A 24,974-nucleotide genomic window follows, 5' to 3' on the forward strand; every position below is an offset into this window, starting at 1 on the left:
GTGTGTTTGCGGACGCCTTCGCGGGCAAGCCTCGCTCCTACAGGGGAATGCGATCAATCTGTAGGAGCGAGGCTTGCCCGCGAAGAGGCCCTCAGCGTTTCAGAGGGTTTTAACCGAAGCCGGATTAATCATCCGCGCCAAACCAAGGTTTTTCAGCGCCAGTTGCAGCGAGCTGTGGATAACTTGCGGGTTATCGATGGTCATCAGTTCCGCCAGCAACTCCTTGGCTTTGCTCAGATTGATCTGACGCAGCATCCACTTCACTTTCGGCAAGTTGGTAGCGTTCATCGACAGGCTGTCGAAACCCATCGCCATCAACAACACCGCTGCCGCCGGATCACCGGCCATTTCGCCGCAGATACTCACGGGCTTGCCTTCGGCATGGGCATCGCGCACCACGCTCTGCAAGGCCTGCAACACGGCCGGGTGCAGGTAGTCGTAGAGGTCGGCTACTCGCGGGTTGTTACGGTCCACGGCCAGCAGATACTGGGTCAGGTCGTTGGAGCCGACCGACAGGAAGTCCACTTGCCGCGCCAGCTCCTTGGTCTGATACACCGCCGCCGGAATCTCGATCATTACGCCAATCGGCGGCATCGGCACATCGGTGCCTTCGTCGCGGACTTCGCCCCAGGCCCGATGGATCAGGTGCAGGGCTTCTTCGAGTTCATGGGTGCCGGAAATCATCGGCAACAGGATGCGCAGGTTGTTCAAGCCTTCGCTGGCCTTGAGCATGGCGCGGGTCTGCACCAGGAAGATTTCCGGGTGGTCGAGGGTCACGCGAATGCCGCGCCAGCCGAGGAACGGGTTGTCTTCCTTGATCGGGAAGTACGACAGCGCCTTGTCGCCGCCGATGTCCAGGCTGCGCATGGTCACCGGTTGCGGATGGAATGCGGCGAGCTGCTCGCGATAAATTGCCAGCTGCTCTTTTTCGCTCGGGAAGCGCTGATTGATCATAAACGGCACTTCGGTGCGGTACAGCCCCACCCCCTCGGCACCGCGCTTCTGCGCCCGCGCCACGTCCGCCAGCAGGCCAGTGTTGACCCACAGCGGCATGCGGTGACCGTCGACCGTGATGCACGGCAGGTCCCGCAGTGCATCCAGCCCCAGGGCCAGCTGTTTCTCTTCCTCGACCACCTCGGCGAACTGCTTGCGCAGCACGTCACTCGGGTTGGTATAGACCTCACCGTGGTAGCCATCGACGATCATCTGGATCCCGTCGACCTTGGAGTACGGCAAGTCGACCAGGCCCATCACCGTCGGAATACCCATGGCGCGCGCCAGGATCGCCACGTGGGAGTTGCCGGAACCGAGTACCGACACCAGACCGACCAGCTTGCCTTCCGGCACCTCGCCGAGCATCGCCGGCGTCAGTTCTTCGCTGACCAGAATGGTGTTGTCGGGGTAGACCAGCGTCTGCTGCCGCTCTTCCTGTAAATAGGCGAGCAAGCGGCGACCGAGGTCTTTGACGTCCGAGGCGCGCTCACGCAGGTAGGCGTCGTCCATCAATTCGAAACGGTTGACGTGTTCGGTGACCACCTGGCGCAACGCGCCCTGGGCCCACTGACCGGTTTTGATCACCGTGGTGATTTCGCTGCCGAGCGAGGCATCGTCGAGCATCATCAGGTAAACGTCGAACAGCGCCCGTTCTTCAGGCCGCAGCTGGGTCGCCAACTTGGCGGACAAGGCACGCATGTCGGCGCGCACGCCTTCGATGGCGGTTTTGAACAGTTTCAGTTCAGCGTCGATGTCGGTGATGGTCTTGTCCGGCACCACGTCCAGATCGGCCGGTGGCAACATGACGACCGCGGTGCCGACCGCCGCGCCCGGCGAACCCGGTACACCGACGAACTTTGCTTCCTGGATGCCCTTGCCCTGACGACCCAGGCCACGGATCGAGCCAGTGGCCTCGGCGTGGGCGATAACGCCGGCAAGTTGCGCGCTCATCGTCACGAGGAAAGCTTCTTCACCTTCATCGAACTGGCGACGCTCTTTTTGCTGAATGACCAACACGCCGACGACGCGACGGTGGTGAATGATCGGCGCACCAAGGAACGAGGCGTAGCGCTCTTCACCGGTCTCGGCGAAGTAACGGTAGCGCGGGTGATCCGCGGCGTTCTCGAGGTTCAAGGGTTCTTCACGCGTGCCGACCAGGCCGACCAGACCTTCGTTGGGTGCCATGCTGACTTTGCCGATCGAGCGCTTGTTCAAGCCCTCGGTGGCCATCAGCACGAAGCGGTTGGTCTCAGGGTCAAGCAGATAGACCGAGCAGACCTGGCTGCCCATGGCCTCTTTGACGCGCAACACAATAATCCCCAACGCCGTCTTGAGATCCTTGGCGGAGTTAACTTCCTGGACGATCTTGCGCAGCGTATTGAGCATGGCTCGGGGTCGAACTCCGTCGTCAGTCGCGCGCTAAAAGGCGCGGGGCAAGCTCTTTGAGAGCGCGGCGATACACCTCGCGCTTGAATGTCACCACCTGGCCCAACGGATACCAATAACTGACCCAGCGCCAGCCATCGAATTCCGGTTTACCGGTCAAATCCATCCGCACCCGCTGCTCGTTGGAGATCAGGCGCAGGAGAAACCATTTCTGCTTCTGGCCGATGCACAGCGGTTGGCTGTGTGTCCTGACCAGACGTTGCGGCAAACGATAGCGCAACCAGCCCCGGGTGCAGGCGAGTATTTCAACATCTTCGCGCTCCAGGCCCACTTCTTCGTTCAGCTCGCGGTACAAGGCGTCTTCCGGCGTCTCCTGGGGATTGATCCCTCCCTGTGGAAACTGCCAGGCATCTTGATTGATACGGCGAGCCCATAGCACCTGGCCGGCATCATTCGTCAGAATGATCCCGACATTGGGGCGGAAACCATCGGGGTCGATCACGGCAACAACCTCGCAAACGCATGTCGGGGCATTGTTCCACAAAGGTTGTGAAAGCAGCAACGAGCCGACCTACCTTATGTGCACTCTTGTGAAAAGTCCGTATTCTGGACACCTTTCTACAGTCTTTTCAGCGAGTAACTGCAATGCGCCTGGCTTTATTCGACTTGGACAACACGCTTCTGGGCGGTGACAGTGACCACGCCTGGGGCGATTACCTGTGTGAACGCGGTTTCCTCGACGCCGTCGCCTATAAGGCACGCAACGACGAGTTCTATCAGGACTACCTGGCCGGCAAGCTGGATAACGACGCGTACCTGAACTTCTGCCTGGAAGTCCTCGGCCGCACCGAGATGGCCACGCTGGATCAATGGCACCTGGATTACATGCGCGACTGCATCGAACCGATCGTGCTGCCCAAGGCTATCGAACTGCTGGCCAAGCACCGTAAGGCCGGCGACAAGCTGGTGATCATCACCGCCACCAATCGCTTTGTGACCGGGCCGATTGCAGCACGCTTAGGCGTTGAAACCCTGATTGCCACCGAGTGTGAAATGGTGGATGGCCGCTACAGCGGGCGTAGCACCGATGTTCCGTGCTTCCGTGAAGGCAAGGTGACCCGGTTGATTCGTTGGCTGGAAGAGACTGGCCACACTCTGGAAGACAGCTATTTCTACAGCGATTCGATGAATGACTTGGCGCTGCTGGAGCAAGTGACGAATGCGATCGCGGTCGATCCGGATCCTAACTTGCGCGCCGAGGCCGAGAAGCGGGGTTGGCCGGTGATTTCGTTGCGCGGCTGATATCGCCTTCGCGAGCAAGCCCGCTCCCACAATTGATCTTCAGTGGACACAGGATTTGTGTACAGCCGAGATCAATGTGGGAGCGGGCTTGCTCGCGAAGGGGCCGACTCGGTCTGTAGCCTTAAACCGGCTTGGCGCCCATCAAACCCGCAATCGCGATGAAACAAACAAAGCTGAACAGTGCGATGGCAAAGGTGAATTTGCCGTTCCCCGCCGGCGCCTTGCGCAACTTGTTCAGTCGCACCAGCAACCAGAACCACCCCAACGCCGCCAAGGTGTACAGCACACTGGAAGCCAGCAGCCAGGTCTGCCCCAATGGCCAGCCCACCAGATGCACCATCCACCAACCAGTGAACGGCATGCTCAGCAGTGCCAGGCCCATCAATAGCCAGATGAACACCAGCGGTCGTTGCAAGGTACGAGTGTGAGCCGTCGCGTCGCCGTTACGGCGTGTGCGCCAGACCCAGATCGCCAGCCCCAGCGCGCTGATCAACAGCAACACCGTCGCCACGCTATGAGCGATTTTGAGGGCGGTTAACGTTTCCATTGTTCGATTTCCTTATGGCCTGCCGATCAGCGTAGCCGCTCAGCCGAGAAACAGCTGATAGGCCGGGTTGTCGCTTTCGTCCCAGTACGGATAGCCGATTTCTTCCAGCGCGGCCGGTACCAGATGACGTTCGTCGTGCGGCACCTGCAGGCCCGCGACCACACGGCCATCGGCCGCACCGTGGTTGCGGTAGTGGAACATCGAAATGTTCCAGCGCCCGCCGAGTTTGTTGAGGAAATTGAACAACGCACCCGGGCGCTCCGGGAACTCGAAGCGCAGCACCACTTCATCGACAACCTGGGCGGCGCGCCCGCCAACCATATGACGGATGTGCAACTTGGCCAGTTCGTTGTCGGTCAGGTCGAGCACCGGGAAACCCTGCTCGGTGAGGCTGGCGAGCAGCGCACTGCGCGGATCGTTTTCCGGGTGCGTCTGCACGCCGACAAAGATGTGCGCTTCGCTGCCGGTGTTGTAGCGGTAGTTGAACTCGGTGATCTGGCGCTTGCCGATGGCTTCGCAGAACGCCTTGAAGCTGCCCGGTTTCTCGGGAATGGTCACGGCGATGATGGCTTCGCGACCTTCGCCCAGTTCAGCGCGCTCGGCCACGTGGCGCAAGCGGTCGAAGTTGACGTTGGCACCGGAATCAATGGCCACAAACGTATGCCCCGTGACACCGCGTTGCTCGACGTACTTCTTGATCCCGGCCACGCCCAAGGCGCCAGCAGGCTCAGTGATCGAGCGGGTATCGTCGTAGATATCCTTGATTGCTGCGCAGATCTCGTCGGTGCTGACAGTGATGACTTCATCTACGTAGTCTTTGCAGATATCGAAAGTGTGCTGACCGATCTGGGCCACCGCGACGCCGTCGGCGAAGAGACCCACGGTCGGCAGCACCACCCGCTCGCCGGCCGCCATGGCGGCTTGCAGGCAGTTGGAGTCATCCGGTTCGACGCCGATGATTTTGATGTCCGGGCGCAGGTATTTCACGTACGCCGCAATCCCGGCGATCAACCCGCCGCCGCCCACCGGAACGAAGATCGCGTCCAGACGCCCCGGCTGCTGGCGCAGAATCTCCATGGCCACCGTGCCCTGCCCGGCAATGGTGTGGGGATCGTCGTAAGGGTGAATGTAAACGTAGCCTTTTTCGTCGACCAGTTTCAGCGAGTAGGCCAGGGCTTCCGGGAACGAATCCCCGTGCAGCACCACTTTGCCGCCGCGCGAACGCACGCCTTCAACCTTGATCTCCGGGGTGGTCTTGGGCATCACGATGGTCGCTTTCACGCCCAGAACCTTGGCAGCCAGGGCCAGGCCTTGCGCATGATTGCCCGCCGACGCGGTGACCACGCCGCGAGCGCGCTCTTCATCGCTCAGCTGCGTCAACTTGTTGTAGGCGCCGCGAATCTTGAACGAGAACACCGGCTGCAAGTCTTCACGCTTGAGCAAGATATCGTTGCCCAGCCGCTCGGAGAGCTGGCGGGCCGTCTGCAATGGGGTTTCTACGGCAACGTCATAAACGCGCGAGGTGAGAATCTTTTTGACGTACTGTTCGAGCATCGGAAAGCATCACTGAGCGGGTTGGGCAGGGTCAAGGAGTCTAACCCGGCTTTCGGGCGGGCGACCACACGAATCAAGAGGTTTTAGCCCGGCATGGGGCTATAATGCCGGCCTTTCTGTTCTCCCCTTGCCCGCTTCCGGAGCCCGCATGACCCAGGATCAACTCAAACAGGCCGTAGCCCAGGCCGCCGTCGACTTCATCCTTCCGAAACTCGACGACAAGAGCATCGTCGGCGTCGGCACCGGCTCCACCGCCAACTGCTTCATCGATGCCTTGGCCAAACACAAGGGTGCGTTCGATGGCGCGGTTGCCAGTTCCGAAGCCACCGCCGCCCGCCTCAAGGGCCACGGCATTCCGGTGTATGAGCTCAATACCGTCAGCGACCTGGAGTTCTACGTCGACGGTGCCGACGAAAGCGACGAGCACCTGCACCTGATCAAGGGCGGTGGCGCGGCCCTGACCCGCGAGAAGATTGTCGCGGCCGTGGCCAAGACCTTCATCTGCATCGCCGACGCCAGCAAACTGGTGCCGGTGCTCGGTGCGTTCCCGCTACCGGTGGAAGTGATCCCGATGGCCCGCAGCCACGTCGCCCGCCAATTGGTGAAGCTCGGCGGCGATCCGGTTTACCGTGAAGGCGTGCTGACCGACAACGGCAACATCATCCTCGATGTGTTCAACATGCAGATCACCAACCCGGTGGAGCTGGAAACACAGATCAATGCGATCGTCGGTGTGGTCACCAACGGCTTGTTCGCAGCCCGCCCGGCTGATTTGCTGCTGCTGGGGACGAGTGAAGGCGTGAAAACCCTCAAAGCCTGACGCCTCGTCCTCCTGTAGGAGCGAAGCTTCGCTCCTACAATTGGTTTTGGGGTGTTGTCAGGGTTGTGCCGGTTTTTTGAAGACGTAGAACAGATTCGGCTCGCTGACGAGGTACAGGGTGCCGTCGTCGTCCATGGCGATGCCTTCCGCTTGCGGCACAGTCTTCTGCAATCCCTGGCGGCCCTTGCTCAGTGACAGGGTAGTCAGCGGTCGCCCATCGACATCCAGCTCCAGAATCAGTCGCGATTCATCGGACAGCGCCAGCAAATGGCCGCTACGCTCGTCGTACTGCAGGCTCGACAGGTCTCGCACGAACATCCCGGCATCGCGTTTGGGGTTGTTCACCACATGCACCGCGTAGGACTTCTCCGGGTTGTAATGCGGAAAGCCCTGCACTTCGTAAATCAGCATCGGATCGCGCTCCTTGGCGACAAACAAGCGCTTGCCCACCGAGTCATAGGCCAACCCTTCGAAACCCTTGTTGCCGCTCATGTGCACGCCGAGGGTCATCTGTTCGGCATCCGCGGCATCGAGGAATGTCGCGTCCTTCTCCAGATGAATCTTGATCAACCGTTGCTGGCGCTCGTCAGTGATCACGTAAGTGTCGGCGCTGACGAATTCCACCGCTTCCGGGTCGCCAAACCCGACCAGCGCCACACGCCGCAGAATGTTGCCCTCCAGGGACAATTCGATCAGTTCAGCGTTTTTGTTGGTGACGGTGAACAGGCTTTTGCGCACGGGATCGAAGGTCAGCGCCGAAACATCATCGTCCAGACCCTCAATGACCTGCGCCTCGATCGCGACCTGATATTGATCCAGGCCGATGGACTGCGCATTTATCGGCTGCCAGAACGCCTGAACATTAAACCAGGCGCGCTCGAACAGGCGCAGGTACTGGCCGATGGCAATCAGCACGATCAGCGCAATTACCGACAGGATCAGCATCAGGGGTTTGGGACGGGCAAGTCGGCGCATTCAGGCGAGCTCGGCAACAAGACGGGCAGATGAAATACCACGGCAGTATGAATTCAAGCTTAATGGCCACTGGCCTGACACCACAACCTGCGGCAGCTCCTACAGGTCAGCGTTGTTTTTCGAAGCGATAGAACAGGTTCGGCTCGCTCACCATGTACAGCGTGCCCGCTTCGTCCATGGTTACGCCTTCGGCACGGGGAATGGTTTTCTTCAGACCATTGAACCCCCCAAGCAACGTCATGAAGCTGACCTGCTCGCCTTTCTCGTCCAATTCCAGCAACAAGTGGGAATCGGCGGACAGCACCAGGGTATGGCCGGAGCGCGGATCAATGGCCAAGGCCGACAGGTTACGGATATCCAGTTCGTCGCTGGACAGCTTTCGTTTGTCGCCCTTGAGGATTTGGCTGCCGTCGCTTTTCCAGCTGAACAACGCCGGTGGACGCTCTTCACCCAGCAGCAGTTGCTGGTTACGCGCATCCCAGACGATCGCCTCGAAGGCTTTATTCTGGTCTTTCGACGGGCCCAGGTCGTATTTCGGGAAATGGGCGATATTCAGTTCGCGAGTATCGGCATCGACCTTGACGATGGAGAGCAAATGTTCGCGCTCATCGGTGATCGCCAGCAAACCGTTGCCCATGACCGTCACCCCTTCCGGGTTGCTCCAGCCCACCAGCGGCATTTTGCGCAACACATCACCCTGCAAAGTCAGCTCGACCAGGAACGGGTTCTTGCCCATCACCGCAAACAGGGTTTTGGTCTGCGGATCATAAGAGACGTCTGATGCTTCATCCTTCTCCATGCCCGGCAGCAGCTTGGCGTCGATCACCGCCCGGTAATCCGGCAGCCAGACACTCTCCTGACGCTCGGCCGGACTTTCGAACCGCTCCTTCACCCAGAGCACGCCGCGATCATCCCAGTGCATCGCATGCACGAGGCCATACACAGCGGCCGCCACCAGCAAAAGCCAGGAATACCACCGCATGACAAAGCGCGAGCGGCGGGCAGTTTTCAGCTTGGGCAGCGGTTGGGTGGCCATGCAGGGATGCTTTCCAGAAATTCAGGCTATGGGTAATAGCACATTGGGGCTGGCTCAGACGCCAGAAGCCCAGGAATTATCCAGAGATGATGTGAAAAAAACGGGAAATGGCGGGATTGCCCTGTACGGGCAGTCAAGATCAAAAGATCGTCCGAAGGCTCGGGCCGCGTTCGGACGATCTTTTGCTTTTTTAGCGCACGCTGCTGGTGAAGCGGCTAGCGCCCGGCAGTTCCAGCACCAGTTCATCGCCGACATTCAGCGGACCAACGCCCACCGGCGTACCCGTGAGGATCACATCACCGGCCTGCAGCGAGAAGCAGCCGGCCATGTACTGGATCATCGGCACGATCGGATTGAGCATGTCCTTGCTGTTGCCATCCTGGCGGACTTCGCCATTGATGGTCAGGCGAATGCCGATATCAGTCAGATCAGCGAAGGTACTGCCCGCCACGAATGGCGCAATTACCGCCGCACCGTCGAAGGACTTGGCGATTTCCCAAGGCAGGCCCTTGGCTTTCAGCTCGGCCTGCTTGTCGCGCAGGGTCAGGTCCAGGGCCGGGGCGATGCCGGAGATGGCATCCAGCACTTCTTCACGACTCGGTTTGGTCGACAACGGCTTACCGATCAACACGGCGATTTCCGCTTCGTAATGCACCGAGCCACGCTCGGTCGGAATGCTGAAACCGCCTTCCAGTGGGACTACGCAACTGCCCGGCTTGATGAACAGCAATGGCTCGGTAGGCACCGGATTGTCCAGTTCCTTGGCGTGTTCGGCGTAGTTGCGGCCGATGCATACCACTTTCCCCAACGGGAAATGAATACGCGTACCGTCGACATACTGGTGCTGATAGCTCATTACCGACTCCTGCTTCGTGCTCTTAAAGTTCGAAGAATCAAACAGCGAAAATCTTGCCCGGGTTCATGATGCCGTTCGGGTCGAACACCGCTTTGACGGCTTTCATGTACTCGATCTCAACCGGCGAGCGACTGTAGGTCAAGTAATCACGCTTAGTCATGCCCACGCCGTGTTCGGCGGAAATCGAACCGTTGTACTTCTCGACGGTTTCGAACACCCACTTGTTGACGGTGGCGCATTTGGCGAAGAACTCGTCCTTGCTCAGGTTATCCGGCTTGAGGATGTTCAAGTGCAGGTTGCCGTCACCGATGTGGCCAAACCAGACGATTTCGAAATCCGGGTAGTGTTCGCCGACAATCGCGTCGATTTCTTTGAGGAATGCCGGGACTTTCGACACAGTGACCGAAATGTCGTTCTTATACGGCGTCCAGTGGGAAATGGTTTCAGAGATGTACTCGCGCAATTTCCACAGGTTCTGCAACTGGGTTTCGCTCTGGCTCATCACGCCGTCCAGCACCCAGCCCTGCTCGACGCAGTGCTCGAAGGTTTCCAGGGCGTGGTTGGCCACTTCCTCAGTGGTCGCTTCGAATTCCAGCAGCGCGTAGAACGGGCAATCGGATTCAAACGGTGCCGGCACATCGCCGCGCGCCATGACCTTGGCCAAGGCTTTATCAGAGAAGAATTCGAAGGCGGTCAGGTCAAGTTTGCTCTGGAACGCGTGCAACACCGGCATGATCGAATCGAAATCGGTGGTACCGAGGACCATCGCGGTGAGGTTTTTCGGCGCACGGTCCAGACGCATGGTCGCTTCGACCACGAAACCGAGGGTGCCTTCGGCACCGATGAACAACTGACGCAGGTCGTAGCCAGTAGCGTTCTTGATCAGGTCTTTGTTCAGTTCCAGTACATCGCCCTTGCCGGTGACGACTTTCATGCCAGCCACCCAGTTGCGGGTCATGCCGTAGCGAATCACCTTGATCCCGCCGGCATTGGTGCCGATATTGCCGCCAATCTGGCTGGAACCTGCCGACGCGAAGTCTACGGGGTAGTACAGACCGTGCTCTTCGGCCGTGTTCTGCAATTGCTGGGTGACCACGCCTGGCTGACAAACGGCCGTGCGGTCAGTCAGGTTCACGTCGAGGATCTGGTTCATGTAGTCGAAGGACACGACCACTTCGCCATTGGCTGCCACGGCCGCAGCCGAAAGCCCGGTACGACCGCCGGACGGCACCAGCGCCACCTTGTGTTCGTTGGCCCAACGAACAATGGCCTGGACCTGCTCAGTGGTCTTGGGAAACACAATGGCCGTCGGGGCCGGAGCGAAATGCTTGGTCCAATCCTTACCGTAAGCATTCAGGGAGTCGGCGTCGGTCAGCACCTTGCCAGGCTCAACCAGGGTCTTCAGCTCATCAATCAGCGCAGGATTGGTCATCGACAGAACTCTCGAACAATTCATGGTCATCCTGAGAACGCTTCACGTCGCAGGAATGAGTGTTTAGCGGGGTGCATATGCTAGCATACCGACCCCGCAGGATAGTGCCCAAAGGCTGTGCTGCGGTCGCGGCTTTCTTGCCGTCCGGGTCAGCTCCAGTGCTCAGAGCACTCGCTCCCTTCCCTGCCATTTTTTTCTCCGGGACACAGGTTTACGCAGATGAGCAAGACTTCTCTCGATAAGAGCAAGATCAAGTTCCTTCTTCTCGAAGGCGTCCACCAATCGGCTGTCGACGTCCTCAAGGCGGCGGGCTACACCAGCATCGAGTACCTCACAGGTTCTCTGCCGGAAGCCCAGCTCAAGGAAAAGATCGCTGATGCTCACTTCATCGGCATTCGCTCCCGCACTCAACTGACCGAAGAGATCTTCGATCACGCGAAGAAACTGGTGGCTGTCGGCTGTTTCTGCATCGGCACCAATCAGGTCGATCTGGGCGCGGCCCGCGAACGCGGTATCGCCGTGTTCAACGCACCGTACTCCAACACCCGTTCCGTTGCCGAGCTGGTACTGGCCGAAGCGATCCTGTTGCTGCGCGGCATTCCTGAGAAGAACGCTTCCTGCCACCGTGGCGGCTGGATCAAGAGCGCAGCCAACTCCTTCGAAATCCGCGGCAAGAAGCTGGGCATCGTCGGTTACGGCTCGATCGGTACCCAACTGTCGGTCCTGGCAGAAGGCCTGGGGATGCAGGTGTACTTCTATGACACCGTGACCAAGTTGCCACTGGGTAACGCCACCCAGGTCGGCAACCTGCACGAATTGCTGGGTATGTCCGACATCGTGACCCTGCACGTTCCGGAAACCGCAGCCACCCAGTGGATGATCGGCGAGAAGGAAATCCGCGCCATCAAGAAGGGCGGCATCCTGATCAACGCTGCTCGCGGCACCGTTGTAGAACTGGACGCCCTGGCGGACGCGATAAAGGACAAGCACCTGATCGGTGCGGCCATCGACGTATTCCCGGTAGAGCCGCGCTCCAACGAAGAAGAGTTCGAAAGCCCGCTGCGCGGCCTGGACAACGTGATCCTGACCCCGCACATCGGTGGTTCCACCGCTGAGGCACAAGCCAACATCGGTCTGGAAGTGGCGGAAAAGCTGGTCAAGTACAGCGACAACGGTACGTCGGTATCGTCCGTGAACTTCCCGGAAGTGGCTTTGCCGGCTCACCCTGGCAAGCACCGCCTGCTGCACATCCACGAGAACATTCCGGGTGTGATGAGCGAGATCAACAAGGTCTTCGCCGAAAACGGCATCAACATTTCCGGTCAGTTCCTGCAGACCAACGAAAAAGTCGGTTATGTGGTTATCGACGTAGACGCCGAATACTCGGACCTGGCGCAAGAGAAGCTACAGCACATCAAAGGCACTATCCGTAGCCGGGTGTTGTTCTGATCGCGTTTTGAGCGACAAAAAAGGGAGCTCCTCGGAGCTCCCTTTTTCATGGCTGTGTCCATGCCAGTGGAAAACGTTACTTCACCGTCACGGTGATTTTCTTCGAAACGATCGGCGGATCGAACGGCATGTGACCGCTGTCGCCCAGCTCGAGCTGCAAGGTGTGCTTGCCCGGTGCCAGTTTGATTTCAGCCTGGGTCTGCGCTTTGCCGAAGTGCATGTGGTTGGCATCCATCGGGATCGGCGCACCGGCGGAGGGCAGTTTGTCGACATCGATCAGCAAGTGATGATGCCCCGTGTTCTTGGTGACATCGCCGGCAGGCGCCAGCGCGATGTTCTTCACAGCGAATTTGACGGTGAAGGTCTGGGGAACCGTGGCGCCGTCCTCAGGAGAAACGATGGACGCTTCGGCGCCTTTGGGGGCCGGCGTGGCAGCACTCGCCAGCACCGAAACGCCCATCAACAGGCCAGCCAAAGCAACACGTGACATAAAGGTTTTCATTCTCTTCTCCAGTTTTTCCGTAAAATTCGCGCGGCCGAGACAACTTCACGGCCATTCGTTGTCGAAGGCACACGACAACCATAGCAAAGCGAGCCTGAACAGCGCATCGCGATAAATAAATTCCAAGGAGTGACCATGCGCTTTTTGCCTGGCCTGATCTGCCTGCTACCCCTTTTGAGCCCTTTGGCTCATGCCGAACTGATTGACGATGTAAACGATCGCGGCGAATTGCGCATTGCTCTTGAGGCTAATACACCGCCCTTCAACTTCAAGGAGGACGACAAACTGACCGGCTTCGAAGTCGAGTTGGGTCAACTGCTGGCCAATGAACTGGATGTACGGGCCGATTTCGTCGTCACCGATTCCGGCGATTTGTTGACTGGCGTTGAAAGCGGCAAGTACGACGTGGCCATCAATCACATCACAGAGACCCCGGCGCTCATGGCGCGTTTCGACTTCAGCGAACCTTACATTCAAACCAATGCACACTTGATCGCGCAGAAAGAAGAACCACCGCGCTCAATATTGCTGGTGCAGTCGCTGACAGAGGAAAAGCCGAAAGCCGCCTCTGCTGTGAGCCTGGCGATTCCGTTTCAGAAGGGTAACCCGGCGTTTCACGCCAGCCTCGAAAACGCCTTGCAGCGGATCAAGGGAGATGGGCGATTGGAAGCGTTGTCGCAGAAGTGGTTCGGGGCGGATACGAGTGTGGCGCCGAAACCATAAGGCACTGAAGATTTTATGTGGGATCGACGCACCGCCGTTCCCACAATGGGTTTTGGGCAGGTCGTTAATTCAGGGTTGCCAGGGCTGTAGCGGCTTCAACCAGCTCCAGCTCACTGAAAACCTGCACGCCATTGCGCTTGAGCAACGCCGCCGTCACACCCTCACCACGGACCTTCACGCCACTGAACGTCCCGTCATAGGTTAATAGATTCCCGCAGGACGGGCTGTTGGCCTTGAGCACGGCAATGCGGATGCCGTGCTGCTGCACCAGTTCCAGCGCCTGATAAGCCCCCGAAAGAAACTCGGCACTGACGTCCTCGCCCTCGGTGGTGATGACCGATGCAAGGCCATCAAGCACTTCAGCGCCCTGCCCGCCCGCAATCTCCGCCGCAGCCCTTGGCGTCGGTAAGCCACCGGCGACTTCCGGGCACAAGGGCACCACTCGGCCTTCGGCAATCCACTGCTCCAACAGATCAAACGGCCCACTGGCCCCACCGTCGTAACGGACGCGGTGCCCCAGCAAACAGCGGCTTACCAGAATCTTTTGCATGATCAGAACGGCTCGTTGCCACGACGGCGGAACCAGCCTGTCAACGACAGGCGATCTCGGGTCGCGGGCAGGACTTCGTGGGGGACTTCGCCCGACAGGAACACTACCAGGCATCCGCCGGTAGGCACCACATCGTGTTCGACGCCTTTGTCCAGGTACATGCGCAGCTGACCGCCATGCTCGGGCAGCCAGCCGTCATTGAGGTAGATCACCGCCGAGACCATGCGCCGGTCGTCGTCGCGGAAACGGTCGACATGCTTTAGGTAGAAAGCGCCAGGCGGGTACAGGGCGAAATGGCTTTCGAAATCTTCCAGGCCCAGAAACAAACCGCGATTCATCGCCTCACGCAGGCTGTCCATCAACCCCAGATAACGGTCGCAGGCCTCGACCTGACCGGGTTCGATCCACTGGATATGGTCACCACGGATGCCCTCGCGAATTTCCGAAAACGGCCCGCGCCCCACGGCGGCCGGGGCAAGTTCGCCCTCGGCCGCACGTTTGCGGCACTCGGCCGCCAGCGCCTGGGTCAGATCCAGAGGCAGGAAAATATTCTGCCGCGACCAGCCGCGTGCAGCCAAGTCGTCGACGATACGTAACAGCAGCGGATGATCAGAGGGTATGTGCATGGCGCGCATAGTATTCCTGTGCCCGCAAATCCGACAGCGCCGCGCAGCGGAGGATTGGTCGGATAAGGCACTCAACCTGATACGAATTCTCGACAAGTACGTATGCCGCACGGAGAATGGTCGCCTGCTGACAGGAGTCCCTATGCGTCGCTTGCTTTTCTCACTGTTGATGTTCTGCGTTTTGCCCGCCTGGGCGGACGGCCACGACCAGTTGTACAAGGTCGCCGGCTGGCCAGAACAACGCGCGCATTTCAACGATGCTCTCTCTGTCGCTCAGCAGCGCTATCAGAACAGCCTGCCGCCGGCAGTGTTCCAGGCCCTGGTCAGTAACAGCAATCAGCGCTTTGCGCCCAAGGCCATGGACCAGCGTGCCGAAGCGCAATTGCGCAAAAAGCTTGTCGATCCAAAGCCTGCCTTGACCTTCTTTCAATCGGCGCTGGGCAAGAAAATCGTCGCCGCCGAACTGCTGGCGACCCGTCGCGATCAATTGGCGAAAAACGCCAAGGGCTTGCCGAAAATGCAGGCCAGCGATACCCGTCAACTCATCATCGGTCACCTGGCCCAGGCCCTGCCCGCCCGCGAGGCCGGCGCTGAAGTCAGCCTGGCGATCGCGGGCGTGGCGGCCGACAGCCTGAGTTCGATGATCCCCGGTCTGCTCGGCGGCGGTCAGGCGCAAGGCATGTTGAACGGTCAGCGCCAGCGCTTGATGGAGCAGATTGGCGCGGACCTGAACAACACGTTGCTGTATGTCTATCGCGACCTGTCGGATGACGAGCTGGAAGAGTTCGCGACCTTTGCCGAGTCCATGGAAGGCAAGGCTTACTACCAAGCGGCATTGGCGGCGATTCGGGCGGGACTTGCGGTGGGGCAAAGTACGTCGAGCCTTGCCCAGTGAAATAGCGCCGCTCCCGAAAAGATCGCAGCCTTCGGCAGCTCCAGGGTGCACGACATGCTTTTGTAGGCGCTGCCGAAGGCTGCGATCTTTTGATCTTGCCTCATCGGTTCTGACGACTCATCCGCCTGGTCAAAAACCCGAAATACTCCCCACGCAACGCCGACGTCTCATTCGCCAGATGATGCCGCGCCTCAGGCAGCATCAGCACCTGAGGCCGATCAAACTTGCTCCGCAACACCTCAAGGTTGTGCTGCCAATCCACGGTCATGTCCGCCTGCCCCTGCACGATCAGCGGTCGCCGCCGGCTGCTCGGCGCTGCTTCGATACGCTTGATCCACCGCCCCAACGCACCGACCCAAGCCGTGGGCAGGCGCAGCGGCTGCAGCGGATCGGCTTGCAGGAATGCCAGGAAGTCAAGGTCGTTGGAGTTCTCGCTGAAGCGCCGGGCGATGCCTTTGACGAATGGCTTGAGCAGATAATAACTGAGCTTCGACCAGCCCCAGGCGCGTGGCCGCACCAGGGGCGACAGCAGAATCACTTGCCCCTGGGCCGGGCTGTTCGCGCCCTGATTGAGCACATGATCGATCACAATCGCCCCGCCGGTGCTTTGCCCGCACAAGTGCCAGGGCTGCGGAAGGCCCAGCGACTGCGCCTCAGCCAACAGCCCTTGCAGGGTGTTCTGATACTCGGCGAAATCCTTAATGCTCGCCCGTTCGCCGCTGGACAGGCCATGCCCCGGCAGGTCACAGGCAATCACCGCAAAACCCTGGCCCAGCGCCCACTCGATCACGTGCCGATAGAGCCCGGTGTGATCGTAGAAGCCGTGAAACAAAAACAGCGTCGCCTTCGCCCGCTCGGGCCACCAGAGCTGGCTGACCACTTCATAGCCCTCGACCTCAAAACGCCCCAGGCCACTGCGCAGGTTTCGCTGCGGGAAATCCAGCCGATAAAAATGCTGATAGGCCATGGCTTCCGTCGACAGCGGCTGCCACTCGGCCAATGGCCGCAGGCTGGCACGCAAATGATCGGGATCGAAAGTGGCGGACATGGGCTATTCCAGAGCGCGAAACGGACTTTATGGGCCTGCGATATTCATCTGTCGCGGCAAGCATGGCAAGCTAGCCGACCTTCGAGGATTGAAACCCATGCGTCCGGCCTACCACACCACACTGCTTGCCAGCCTGCTCGCCCTTGTGTGTGCCGGCGTGCTGTGGGCCGCCTATGACTGGTTTCAGGGGCGCTACTTGCGCGCTTTCAGTTCGCACACGGCGGTGTTCTCCGGCGACCCGTTGCGCCTGCCAGGCGAACTTGCCGGCCCCGGCGCCATCCGCCTGGTGCATTTCTGGGACCCGGCCTGCCCGTGCAATGTCGGCAACCAACAACACCTGAGCGAACTGGTTGAGCAGTATGTACCGCAGGGCGTCGAGTTCTATGCAGTCCAAAAGCCCGGCAGCCACGGCCAGTTGCCCGGTACTTTGAGTCGTCTTAAAACCATCACTGTCCTGCCAGGTTCCGAACAGATCCCTGCCAGCCCGGCAGTGGCGATCTGGGACCGCAGTGGCAGGCTGGCGTATTTCGGTCCTTACAGCGAAGGCCTGACCTGCAATTCGAGCAACAGTTTTATCGAGCCCATCCTGCAAGCGCTGAATGAAGGCCGGGCGGTAAACGCTACCCACACGCTGGCGGTGGGTTGCTACTGCCCGTGGCCTGCCAAGGTGAAGTAAGGCATTCCTGACTTTTCCAGGCCCGCGATGCCCGGCACAGGAGGTCTGTGCTACACGTTTTCAGCCCACACGGGCGGCAATCCCGAAAGAACAAGGAGTCACCATGAAACGCGTCCTGACCGTACTTGCCTTGCTGATCGTCGTGCTCGTCGCCGGGGGCGGCTGGTATGTGTACAGCAAGCAACCGACGCGTCAGGGCCAGGTGAAATTGCAGCACCTGCAGGGTTCGGTGACCGTACGCTACGACGAGCGTGGCGTGCCGCATATCCGTGCCGAAAACGAAACCGACCTCTACCGCGCCCTCGGCTATGTGCAGGCCCAGGACCGATTGTTCCAGATGGAAGCCGTGCGGCGTCTGGCCCGTGGGGAACTGGCCGAAGTCCTCGGCCCGAAACTGCTCGACACCGACAAACTGTTTCGCAGCCTGCGCATCCGCGAACGGGCTGACCGTTACGTGGCCGCGCTGGATCATCAGTCTCCGGCATGGAAAGCCTTGCAAGCCTATCTGGATGGCATCAATCAATATCAGGACAGCCACGCAGCGCCAGTAGAGTTCGACGTGCTGGGGATCCCCAAGCGCCCTTTCACCGCCGAAGACAGCATCAGCATCGCCGGCTACATGGCCTACAGCTTTGCCGCGGCATTTCGCACCGAGCCGTTGCTGACTTACGTGCGCGATCAACTGGGCGCCGAATACCTGAACATCTTCGATCTCGACTGGCAGCCTCAGGGCGTGTTGGTCAAAGGGCGCGCTAACCCTGCGCCGGCCCTCGCCGCCAGTGACTGGCAGGATCTGAACGCCCTCGCCCGTTTGAGTGAGCAGGCCCTGGCCGACAATGGCCTGCCGCAATTCGAAGGCAGCAATGCCTGGGTGATTGCCGGCAACCGCAGCAAAAGCGGCAAGCCCCTGCTGGCCGGTGACCCGCATATTCGCTTCTCGGTGCCGTCGGTGTGGTACGAAGCGCACCTGTCGGCGCCGGGCTTCGAGCTTTATGGCTACCATCAGGCGCTGGTGCCGTTTGCGTTTCTTGGCCACAACCTGGACTTCGGCTGGAGCCTGACGATGTTCCAGAACGACGATCTGGACCTGATCGCCGAGAAGGTCAACCCGGACAGCCCGAACCAGGTCTGGTATCGCGGCCAGTGGGTCGACATGGTCAACACCGAACAACAGATCGCGGTCAAAGGCCAGTCACCGGTCACGCTGACCCTGCGCCAGTCGCCCCACGGCCCGATCATCAACGATGCACTCGGCACCGCCGCCGGCAAGACGCCGGTCGCCATGTGGTGGGCCTTCCTCGAGACCCCGAATCCGATCCTCGACGGCTTCTACCAGCTCAACCGCGCCGACACCCTGGCCAAGGCCCGTGCCGCGTCGGCCAAGGTTCAGGCTCCGGGGCTGAACATCGTCTACGCCAACGCCAAGGGCGACATCGGCTGGTGGGCCTCGGCGCTGCTGCCCAAGCGCCCGGCCGGAGTGAAGCCAGGTTTCATCCTCGACGGCAGCACTCCTCAGGCGGACAAGGAAGGTTTTTACCCGTTCAGCGCCAACCCACAGGAAGAGAACCCGGGGCGGGGCTATATCGTCTCGGCCAACTTCCAACCGGTGTCGCCGACCGGCATGGAAATTCCCGGTTACTACAACCTCGCCGATCGCGGTCAGCAGCTCAATCGTCAACTCAGCGACAAAAATATGAAGTGGGACAACGAGGCCAACCAGAAGCTGCAGCTGGGCACCATCACCGCTTATGGCCCGCGTTTGCTGGCGCCGTTGCTGCCGGTGCTGCGTGAAGTGGTGAGTGATCCCGCCGAGCTCAAATGGGTGGAGCAACTGGCGCAGTGGAGCGGCGATTACCCGCTGGACTCCATCAGCGCCACGCTGTTCAACCAGTTTTTGTTCAACCTTGCCGACGCGGCGATGCGCGATGAATTGGGCAATGACTTTTTCGAAACGCTGCTCCCGACCCGGGTGATCGATGCCGCGCTGCCGCGCCTGGCGGCTTCGGCCGATTCACCGTGGTGGGACAACCGCAACACCCCCGGCAAGGAAACCCGCGCCGATACGGTCAAGGTTGCCTGGCAAGCGAGCATGGCTCACCTCAAAACCACCCTTGGCGCTGATTCGACACAATGGAAGTGGGGCAAGGCGCACACCCTGACTCACGGCCATCCGCTGGGGACGCAGAAACCGCTGGAGCGGATCTTCAACGTCGGGCCATTCGCGGCGCCCGGCACCCACGAAGTGCCGAACAACCTCTCGGCCAAGATCGGCCCGGCGCCGTGGCCCGTGACTTACGGCCCGTCGACACGACGGCTGATCGACTTCGCCGACCCGGCCCACAGCCTGACCATCAACCCGGTCGGCCAGAGCGGCGTGCCGTTCGACAGCCACTATGCCGATCAGGCCGAGGCGTATATCGAAGGGGTTTATAACCAGGCGTATTTCAATGATGAAGAAGTGACGGCCAATACCCGTAGCACGCTGAAGCTGTTGCCGGCGCGGGTTGCGCAGTAGATTTTTGTTGGCCGGGCTGACGCTTTCGCGGCATGGGTATCTGCATATCTCTTGAGCTACAGATTCACTGCCGGGGCTTGGTGTTTTTGGAGTACATATCCGTTTCTGCGGTAACGGCCGCTGGCGGTTTCGCTTTTACAGCGAGTCCCTTTTCCAAACGCCGAAAAGGAACCAAAAGGCTTTGCCCCGCCATTCGGTGCCTCGCTTAGGCTCGGCATGCCCTCACTCCGGCATTGCTCCGGGGGCCCGCCGCGGCATCCTTGCCGCGGTGCCCCCTGCGCAACGCCTGCGTTCGGCCTCTGGGAAAGGGGCAGATAGATCAAGATCAAAAGCCAAAACAACGGCAACGGCAACGGCAACGGCAACGGCAACGGCAACGGCAACGGCAGATCAACAGCTTCGCGAGCAGGTTCGCTCCCACAATGAATCAGCATCCCACAATGGATCGGCATACGACTGCGCTTCTCACCACTCAACAGGCCGAGCGTTAGCTCGCCTGCAGCTCTTGATCTTGATGCACCGCCCCATCGAGAGGCCGAGTGGAGGTTCTGCGCAGTGGGCAACCCGGCATGGATGCCGGGTTAGCCGCGCACGGCCATGGATGGCCGATCGCGGCGGGCCCACGGAGCAGGACCGGAGCGAGGGCATGCCGAGCCTAAGCGAGGCACCGAACGAAAGGGGCAAGAGCCCTTGGTTACTTGGGGCTCTTCCAAGTGACTCGCTGTAAAAGCGAAACCGCCAGCGGCCGTGACCGCAGAAACGGATATGTACACCATCAAGCGAGGGAAGATATGTAGATACCCATGGCCATCGCGGGCAAGCCTTAATGCCAGTCAGTAAAGGCCCGCTCCTACAGGGATTCGGGTTGACCACGCAACGGTGGTCAACCCGGCATCAGGCTCAAGCCGCTTCCGACGCCTGCGCCCGGCGCACGTCCGGTTGTTTCCAGGAGTCGGCAGCGCCTTCTTCGATGGCTTGCTGGATCGCACGCTTGCGAATCTCTTCGGCACGACGGCTGAAGTACCAGACCAGGAACGTCACCAGCGACACCGCCAGCAGAATCAGGCTGGCCACGGCGTTGATCTCGGGCTTCACGCCCAGGCGCACCGCCGAGAACACTTCCATCGGCAAGGTCGTGGAACCCGGACCGGACACGAAGCTCGCCAGCACCAGGTCATCCAGCGACAAGGCAAACGACATCATGCCCCCCGCCGCCAGTGACGGCGCGATCATCGGGATGGTGATCAGGAAGAACACCTTCCACGGCCGCGCACCGAGATCCATGGCCGCTTCTTCGATCGACAGATCCAGCTCACGCAGACGCGCCGAGACCACCACCGCCACATACGCCGCACAGAACGTGGTGTGGGCGATCCAGATGGTGACGATGCCACGCTCCTGTGGCCAACCGATCATCTGCGCCATAGCCACGAACAGCAGCAACAGCGACAGACCGGTGATCACTTCCGGCATCACCAGCGGCGCGGTGACCAGACCACCGAACAGCGTACGGCCCTTGAAGTGGGTAATACGCGTCAGCACGAAGGCCGCCAGCGTCCCCAGTGCCACGGCAGCAATCGCGGTGTAGCAGGCGATTTCCAGCGAGCGCACCACCGAGCCCATCAGTTGCGTGTTGTCCATCAACCCCACGTACCACTTGATCGACCAGCCGCCCCACACCGTCACCAGTTTCGAGGCGTTGAACGAGTAGATCACCAGGATCAGCATCGGCGCGTAGATGAACAGCAAACCCGCTACCAGCATGAAACTTGAGAAACGGAAGCGCTTCATTCCTTGCCCTCCATTTCTTTGGCCTGACTGCGGTTGAACAGAATGATCGGCACAATCAGGATCGCCAGCATCACCACCGCAAGCGCTGATGCCACCGGCCAGTCACGGTTGTTGAAGAATTCTTGCCAGAGCACTTTACCGATCATCAGGGTTTCCGGCCCGCCCAGCAGTTCCGGGATCACGAACTCACCCACCACCGGGATGAACACCAGCATGCAGCCTGCGATGATGCCGTTTTTCGACAGCGGCACGGTGATTTTCCAGAAGCTGTTGAAGGTGCTCGAACCGAGGTCCGATGCGGCTTCCAGCAGGCTGGTATCGTGTTTGACCAGGTTGGCGTAGAGCGGCAGGATCATGAACGGCAGATAGGAGTAAACAACTCCGATATAAACCGCGAGGTTGGTGTTGAGAATCTGCAGCGGCTCGTCGATCCAGCCCATGCTCATCAAAAAACCGTTAAGCAGACCGTTGTTGCTGAGGATGCCCATCCACGCATAAACGCGGATCAGGATCGCAGTCCAGGTCGGCATCATGATCAGCAGCACCAGCACCGTTTGCAGCTCTTTGCGGGCGCTGGCAATGGCGTAGGCCATTGGATAGCCGATCAGCAAACAGAGGACGGTGCTGATCAGCGCCATCTTCAACGAGCCAAGGTAAGCAGCGATGTACAACTCGTCGTCGCCGAGCATCGCGTAGTTGCCGAGGTTAAGCAGCACCTGGAGCTTCTGGTCAATGAAACTGTAGATCTCGGTGTACGGCGGAATGGCCACGTCGGCTTCGGCGAAGCTGATCTTCAAGACGATGAAGAACGGCAGCATGAAGAACATGAACAGCCAAATGAACGGAACCCCGATGACCAGCTGACGGCCACCGGGAATTATTCGATTGAGCCGGCGTTTGAATTTGCGCATGTTCATGAGCGAAGTACCACGCCGCTGTCGTCTTCCCAGTACACGTAAACCTGGTCACCCCAGGTTGGGCGCTGACCGCGACGTTCGGCGTTAGCGACGAAGGACTGCACCAGCTTGCCGCTCGGCAGTTCGACGTAGAACACCGAGTGGCCGCCGAGGTAGGCGATGTCATGCACTTTGCCGCTGGACCAGTTGTATTCGCAGGTCGGCATGGTCGGCGTCACCAGCAGTTTTTCCGGACGGATCGCGTAGGTCACGGACTTGTCCTGCACCGACGTGCTGATGCCGTGGCCCACATAAATCTGCCGGTCCAGGTCCTTGCAGGTGATGGTCGCGTGGCCTTCGGCGTCGTCGATCACTTCACCGTCGAAAATGTTGACGTTGCCGATGAATTCGCAGACCAGACGACTGGTCGGGGTTTCGTAGATGTCGATCGGGCTGCCGATCTGGGCGATCCAGCCCAGGTGCATGATCGCGATGCGCTCGGCCATGGTCATGGCCTCTTCCTGGTCGTGGGTCACCATCACGCAGGTCACGCCGACCCGCTCGATAATCTCGACCAGTTCCAGTTGCATTTGCGAGCGCAGTTTCTTGTCCAGCGCGCCCATGGGTTCGTCGAGCAGCAAGAGCTTCGGCCGCTTGGCCAAGGAGCGCGCCAGCGCCACGCGCTGACGCTGGCCACCGGACAATTGATGCGGTTTGCGTTTGGCGTACTGGCTCATCTGCACCAGTTTGAGCATCTCGGCCACGCGAGCATTGACTTCAGCCGCCGGGATCTTGTCCTGCTTGAGGCCGAAGGCAATGTTCTGCGCCACGGTCATGTGCGGAAACAAGGCATAGGACTGGAACATCATGTTGATCGGTCGCTCGTACGGCGGCATCTCTGTGATGTCGACGCCATCGAGGTAAATGCGCCCCTCCGTGGGCCGTTCGAAACCTGCCAGCATCCGCAGCAAGGTGGATTTGCCCGAACCCGAGCCGCCGAGCAGGGCGAAGATTTCGCCTTTCCTGATTTCCAGGGACACGTCGTCCACGGCAATCGTCTCGTCGAACTTTTTCGTGACCCGGTCGATTTTGACCAACACCTGTTTAGGTGTCTGGTCGCCCTCGAGGGCTTTCTTATAGGCGCCGGAGGCAACTGCCATTTACGAAACTCCCAACAGAATGTGCAGTTCGCTCATGTGGCGAACCTGGATAATTTGAAGCTATTTGCCCGACTTGACCTTGGTCCAGCTGCGCGTCATCAACCGTTGAATGTTCGGTGGCAACTCGATGGATACGTATGTCTTGTCGAGGACCGCTTGCGGTGGATAAACCGATGCGTCAGTGCGTATGGACTGTTCCATCAGTTTGTCCGACCCGGGGGTCGGGTTGGCGTAGCCTACGGAATCGCTGACCTGGGCGATCACCTCAGGCTTGAGCACATAGTTGATGAAGGCATGAGCTTCTTTGGCGTTGGCCGCATCTTTGGGTATCGCCAGCATGTCGAACCAGAGCGCGCCGCCCTCTTTCGGAATCGAATAGGCGATGTTCATGCCTTTGCCGGCTTCAGCCGCGCGGGCCTTGGCCTGGAATATATCGCCGGAGAAACCGATCGCCACACAGATATCACCGTTGGCCAGGTCTGCGATGTATTTGGAGGAGTGGAAATACGTCACGTAAGGCCGCACCGCCAGCAACTTGGCTTCAGCCTTTTTGTAGTCTTCAGGGTTGGTGCTGTTGGGGTTCAGGCCCATGTAGTTGAGGACCGTGGGCATCATTTCATCGGCGGAGTCGAGAAACGCCACACCACAGCTGTGCAGCTTCTTGATGTTCTGCGGCTCGAACACCGCATCCCAGGAGTCGATCTTGTCGAGGCCCAACACGGCCTTGACCTTGTCGATGTTGTAACCGATGCCGTTGGTGCCCCACAGATACGGCACGGCGTACAGGTTGCCCGGATCGTTCTGCTCCAGCCGCTTGAGCAGCACCGGATCGAGATTGGAATAATTGCTCAGCTTCGACTTGTCGAGCTTCTGGAAAGCGCCAGCCTTGATCTGCTTGCCAAGGAAATGGTTGGACGGCACGACCACGTCATAACCGGTACGGCCTGCCAACAACTTGCCTTCCAGGGTTTCGTTGGAATCGAATACGTCATACACCGGCTTGATGCCGGTTTCTTTCTGGAAGTCGGCCAGGGTGGTTTCACCGATGTAGTCCGACCAGTTATAAATATGCACTGTGCCAGCGGCCTGAACACTGACAGCCAGTGCCAGCCCGGCGCCGACCAGCAGGACGTTGCGCAACAAAGAAAAAATAGGCAAGTGGAGGTCCTCTAAAATGAGTTGGGCTCAAGTTGCCCCGCGTTACATGAAAGCCATGGCTGCCTGGCAACCAAACCGGCGCGC

The 24,974-nt window shown here is 59.7% G+C and carries 23 protein-coding genes; 7 read left to right on the plus strand and 16 right to left on the minus strand.

What is annotated here, in order from left to right:
• Nucleotides 1-99 precede the first annotated feature (99 nt).
• Both ptsP and LOY56_RS25135 read right to left on the minus strand, forming a co-directional pair.
• A complete protein-coding gene (gene ptsP / locus LOY56_RS25130) occupies nucleotides 100-2,379 on the minus strand; it encodes a phosphoenolpyruvate--protein phosphotransferase (protein WP_258617977.1) in 2,280 nt (759 codons plus the stop codon).
• 22 nt (nucleotides 2,380-2,401) lie between these two features.
• A complete protein-coding gene (locus LOY56_RS25135; RefSeq protein WP_007897732.1) occupies nucleotides 2,402-2,881 on the minus strand; it encodes an RNA pyrophosphohydrolase in 480 nt (159 codons plus the stop codon).
• Nucleotides 2,882-3,024: 143 nt separating this feature from the next.
• Here LOY56_RS25135 and LOY56_RS25140 point away from each other — a divergent pair, with 143 nt between their 5' ends.
• On the plus strand, nucleotides 3,025-3,681 hold the full coding sequence (locus LOY56_RS25140) for an HAD family phosphatase (protein ID WP_258617980.1): 657 nt from the start codon (nucleotides 3,025-3,027) through the stop codon (nucleotides 3,679-3,681).
• A gap of 121 nt (nucleotides 3,682-3,802) precedes the next feature.
• Here the strand turns inward: LOY56_RS25140 and LOY56_RS25145 are convergent, their stop codons facing one another.
• Together LOY56_RS25145 and ilvA are read right to left on the minus strand one after the other, a co-directional pair.
• Entirely contained in the window at nucleotides 3,803-4,228 is a 426-nt protein-coding gene (locus tag LOY56_RS25145) for a DUF2269 domain-containing protein (protein ID WP_258617981.1), read from the minus strand.
• A gap of 39 nt (nucleotides 4,229-4,267) precedes the next feature.
• Nucleotides 4,268-5,782: a threonine ammonia-lyase, biosynthetic gene (gene ilvA, locus LOY56_RS25150; RefSeq protein ID WP_258617983.1), complete on the minus strand. Its 1,515-nt coding sequence runs from the start codon at nucleotides 5,780-5,782 to the stop codon at nucleotides 4,268-4,270.
• 148 nt (nucleotides 5,783-5,930) lie between these two features.
• Between ilvA and rpiA the strand changes: the two genes are divergently transcribed.
• Nucleotides 5,931-6,602 (plus strand): ribose-5-phosphate isomerase RpiA, encoded by a 672-nt coding sequence (gene rpiA / locus LOY56_RS25155; RefSeq protein ID WP_258617984.1) that lies wholly within the window; start codon nucleotides 5,931-5,933, stop codon nucleotides 6,600-6,602.
• Nucleotides 6,603-6,659: 57 nt separating this feature from the next.
• Here rpiA and LOY56_RS25160 read toward each other — a convergent pair whose 3' ends face one another.
• From LOY56_RS25160 to LOY56_RS25175, 4 genes are all read right to left on the minus strand, one after another.
• On the minus strand, nucleotides 6,660-7,577 hold the full coding sequence (locus LOY56_RS25160) for an SdiA-regulated domain-containing protein (RefSeq protein ID WP_258617985.1): 918 nt from the start codon (nucleotides 7,575-7,577) through the stop codon (nucleotides 6,660-6,662).
• Nucleotides 7,578-7,683: 106 nt separating this feature from the next.
• Nucleotides 7,684-8,613 (minus strand): SdiA-regulated domain-containing protein, encoded by a 930-nt coding sequence (locus LOY56_RS25165; RefSeq protein WP_258617986.1) that lies wholly within the window; start codon nucleotides 8,611-8,613, stop codon nucleotides 7,684-7,686.
• Nucleotides 8,614-8,803: 190 nt separating this feature from the next.
• The gene (locus LOY56_RS25170; protein ID WP_008007329.1) at nucleotides 8,804-9,469 is read right to left on the minus strand and encodes a fumarylacetoacetate hydrolase family protein; all 666 of its coding nucleotides are present in this window, start codon (nucleotides 9,467-9,469) and stop codon (nucleotides 8,804-8,806) included.
• 37 nt (nucleotides 9,470-9,506) lie between these two features.
• Nucleotides 9,507-10,901, minus strand: a complete 1,395-nt coding sequence (locus LOY56_RS25175; RefSeq protein ID WP_258622884.1) for an FAD-binding oxidoreductase — start codon at nucleotides 10,899-10,901, stop codon at nucleotides 9,507-9,509.
• 219 nt (nucleotides 10,902-11,120) lie between these two features.
• On the opposite strand from LOY56_RS25175, the gene serA reads away from it, so the two are divergent.
• The gene (gene serA / locus LOY56_RS25180; RefSeq protein ID WP_258617989.1) at nucleotides 11,121-12,350 is read left to right on the plus strand and encodes a phosphoglycerate dehydrogenase; all 1,230 of its coding nucleotides are present in this window, start codon (nucleotides 11,121-11,123) and stop codon (nucleotides 12,348-12,350) included.
• 76 nt (nucleotides 12,351-12,426) lie between these two features.
• Here serA and LOY56_RS25185 read toward each other — a convergent pair whose 3' ends face one another.
• On the minus strand, nucleotides 12,427-12,852 hold the full coding sequence (locus LOY56_RS25185) for a DUF4399 domain-containing protein (protein WP_258617991.1): 426 nt from the start codon (nucleotides 12,850-12,852) through the stop codon (nucleotides 12,427-12,429).
• A gap of 135 nt (nucleotides 12,853-12,987) precedes the next feature.
• Here LOY56_RS25185 and LOY56_RS25190 point away from each other — a divergent pair, with 135 nt between their 5' ends.
• Nucleotides 12,988-13,575: a transporter substrate-binding domain-containing protein gene (locus LOY56_RS25190; RefSeq protein ID WP_258617992.1), complete on the plus strand. Its 588-nt coding sequence runs from the start codon at nucleotides 12,988-12,990 to the stop codon at nucleotides 13,573-13,575.
• A 64-nt stretch (nucleotides 13,576-13,639) separates the two neighbouring features.
• Here LOY56_RS25190 and LOY56_RS25195 read toward each other — a convergent pair whose 3' ends face one another.
• Together LOY56_RS25195 and LOY56_RS25200 are read right to left on the minus strand one after the other, a co-directional pair.
• On the minus strand, nucleotides 13,640-14,125 hold the full coding sequence (locus LOY56_RS25195) for a DUF523 domain-containing protein (protein WP_258617993.1): 486 nt from the start codon (nucleotides 14,123-14,125) through the stop codon (nucleotides 13,640-13,642).
• A 2-nt stretch (nucleotides 14,126-14,127) separates the two neighbouring features.
• Nucleotides 14,128-14,760 (minus strand): 2OG-Fe(II) oxygenase, encoded by a 633-nt coding sequence (locus LOY56_RS25200; protein WP_258617995.1) that lies wholly within the window; start codon nucleotides 14,758-14,760, stop codon nucleotides 14,128-14,130.
• 133 nt (nucleotides 14,761-14,893) lie between these two features.
• On the opposite strand from LOY56_RS25200, the gene LOY56_RS25205 reads away from it, so the two are divergent.
• On the plus strand, nucleotides 14,894-15,646 hold the full coding sequence (locus tag LOY56_RS25205) for a hypothetical protein (RefSeq protein WP_258617996.1): 753 nt from the start codon (nucleotides 14,894-14,896) through the stop codon (nucleotides 15,644-15,646).
• Nucleotides 15,647-15,746: 100 nt separating this feature from the next.
• Here LOY56_RS25205 and LOY56_RS25210 read toward each other — a convergent pair whose 3' ends face one another.
• Nucleotides 15,747-16,694 carry an alpha/beta hydrolase gene (locus LOY56_RS25210; RefSeq protein WP_258617998.1) on the minus strand — a complete coding sequence of 316 codons (948 nt, stop codon included), beginning with the start codon at nucleotides 16,692-16,694 and terminating at the stop codon, nucleotides 15,747-15,749.
• 97 nt (nucleotides 16,695-16,791) lie between these two features.
• Here LOY56_RS25210 and LOY56_RS25215 point away from each other — a divergent pair, with 97 nt between their 5' ends.
• Together LOY56_RS25215 and LOY56_RS25220 are read left to right on the plus strand one after the other, a co-directional pair.
• Nucleotides 16,792-17,370 carry a DUF6436 domain-containing protein gene (locus LOY56_RS25215; RefSeq protein WP_258617999.1) on the plus strand — a complete coding sequence of 193 codons (579 nt, stop codon included), beginning with the start codon at nucleotides 16,792-16,794 and terminating at the stop codon, nucleotides 17,368-17,370.
• 103 nt (nucleotides 17,371-17,473) lie between these two features.
• The gene (locus tag LOY56_RS25220; RefSeq protein WP_258618000.1) at nucleotides 17,474-19,885 is read left to right on the plus strand and encodes a penicillin acylase family protein; all 2,412 of its coding nucleotides are present in this window, start codon (nucleotides 17,474-17,476) and stop codon (nucleotides 19,883-19,885) included.
• Between the two features lie 900 nt (nucleotides 19,886-20,785).
• Here the strand turns inward: LOY56_RS25220 and LOY56_RS25225 are convergent.
• Genes LOY56_RS25225 through LOY56_RS25240 form a run of 4 tightly spaced genes read right to left on the minus strand, consistent with a single transcriptional unit; the run spans nucleotide 20,786 to nucleotide 24,890 of the window.
• Entirely contained in the window at nucleotides 20,786-21,676 is an 891-nt protein-coding gene (locus LOY56_RS25225; RefSeq protein ID WP_258618002.1) for an ABC transporter permease subunit, read from the minus strand.
• Complete coding sequence (locus LOY56_RS25230) at nucleotides 21,673-22,554, minus strand: ABC transporter permease subunit (protein WP_258622885.1); 882 nt, start codon at nucleotides 22,552-22,554, stop codon at nucleotides 21,673-21,675. Before LOY56_RS25230 ends, LOY56_RS25225 begins: the two co-directional genes overlap by 4 nt.
• Before the next feature lie 35 nt (nucleotides 22,555-22,589).
• Nucleotides 22,590-23,732 carry an ABC transporter ATP-binding protein gene (locus LOY56_RS25235; protein ID WP_258618004.1) on the minus strand — a complete coding sequence of 381 codons (1,143 nt, stop codon included), beginning with the start codon at nucleotides 23,730-23,732 and terminating at the stop codon, nucleotides 22,590-22,592.
• Between the two features lie 60 nt (nucleotides 23,733-23,792).
• Nucleotides 23,793-24,890: a polyamine ABC transporter substrate-binding protein gene (locus LOY56_RS25240; protein ID WP_258618007.1), complete on the minus strand. Its 1,098-nt coding sequence runs from the start codon at nucleotides 24,888-24,890 to the stop codon at nucleotides 23,793-23,795.
• Nucleotides 24,891-24,974 lie beyond the last annotated feature (84 nt).

It is taken from the genome of Pseudomonas sp. B21-048 (assembly GCF_024748615.1).
Taxonomy (GTDB): Bacteria; Pseudomonadota; Gammaproteobacteria; order Pseudomonadales; family Pseudomonadaceae; genus Aquipseudomonas.

Coding starts and splice junctions, on each gene's coding strand:
- LOY56_RS25200 (WP_258617995.1), bottom strand. CDS start 14,760: ATGCGCGCCATGCACATACCCTCTGATCATCCGCTGCTGTTACGTATC.
- LOY56_RS25210 (WP_258617998.1), bottom strand. CDS start 16,694: ATGTCCGCCACTTTCGATCCCGATCATTTGCGTGCCAGCCTGCGGCCA.
- LOY56_RS25220 (WP_258618000.1), top strand. CDS start 17,474: ATGAAACGCGTCCTGACCGTACTTGCCTTGCTGATCGTCGTGCTCGTC.
- rpiA (WP_258617984.1), top strand. CDS start 5,931: ATGACCCAGGATCAACTCAAACAGGCCGTAGCCCAGGCCGCCGTCGAC.
- LOY56_RS25140 (WP_258617980.1), top strand. CDS start 3,025: ATGCGCCTGGCTTTATTCGACTTGGACAACACGCTTCTGGGCGGTGAC.
- LOY56_RS25205 (WP_258617996.1), top strand. CDS start 14,894: ATGCGTCGCTTGCTTTTCTCACTGTTGATGTTCTGCGTTTTGCCCGCC.
- LOY56_RS25160 (WP_258617985.1), bottom strand. CDS start 7,577: ATGCGCCGACTTGCCCGTCCCAAACCCCTGATGCTGATCCTGTCGGTA.
- ilvA (WP_258617983.1), bottom strand. CDS start 5,782: ATGCTCGAACAGTACGTCAAAAAGATTCTCACCTCGCGCGTTTATGAC.
- LOY56_RS25165 (WP_258617986.1), bottom strand. CDS start 8,613: ATGGCCACCCAACCGCTGCCCAAGCTGAAAACTGCCCGCCGCTCGCGC.
- LOY56_RS25190 (WP_258617992.1), top strand. CDS start 12,988: ATGCGCTTTTTGCCTGGCCTGATCTGCCTGCTACCCCTTTTGAGCCCT.
- LOY56_RS25175 (WP_258622884.1), bottom strand. CDS start 10,901: ATGACCAATCCTGCGCTGATTGATGAGCTGAAGACCCTGGTTGAGCCT.
- LOY56_RS25235 (WP_258618004.1), bottom strand. CDS start 23,732: ATGGCAGTTGCCTCCGGCGCCTATAAGAAAGCCCTCGAGGGCGACCAG.
- LOY56_RS25185 (WP_258617991.1), bottom strand. CDS start 12,852: ATGAAAACCTTTATGTCACGTGTTGCTTTGGCTGGCCTGTTGATGGGC.
- LOY56_RS25225 (WP_258618002.1), bottom strand. CDS start 21,676: ATGAAGCGCTTCCGTTTCTCAAGTTTCATGCTGGTAGCGGGTTTGCTG.
- LOY56_RS25195 (WP_258617993.1), bottom strand. CDS start 14,125: ATGCAAAAGATTCTGGTAAGCCGCTGTTTGCTGGGGCACCGCGTCCGT.
- serA (WP_258617989.1), top strand. CDS start 11,121: ATGAGCAAGACTTCTCTCGATAAGAGCAAGATCAAGTTCCTTCTTCTC.
- ptsP (WP_258617977.1), bottom strand. CDS start 2,379: ATGCTCAATACGCTGCGCAAGATCGTCCAGGAAGTTAACTCCGCCAAG.
- LOY56_RS25215 (WP_258617999.1), top strand. CDS start 16,792: ATGCGTCCGGCCTACCACACCACACTGCTTGCCAGCCTGCTCGCCCTT.
- LOY56_RS25170 (WP_008007329.1), bottom strand. CDS start 9,469: ATGAGCTATCAGCACCAGTATGTCGACGGTACGCGTATTCATTTCCCG.
- LOY56_RS25145 (WP_258617981.1), bottom strand. CDS start 4,228: ATGGAAACGTTAACCGCCCTCAAAATCGCTCATAGCGTGGCGACGGTG.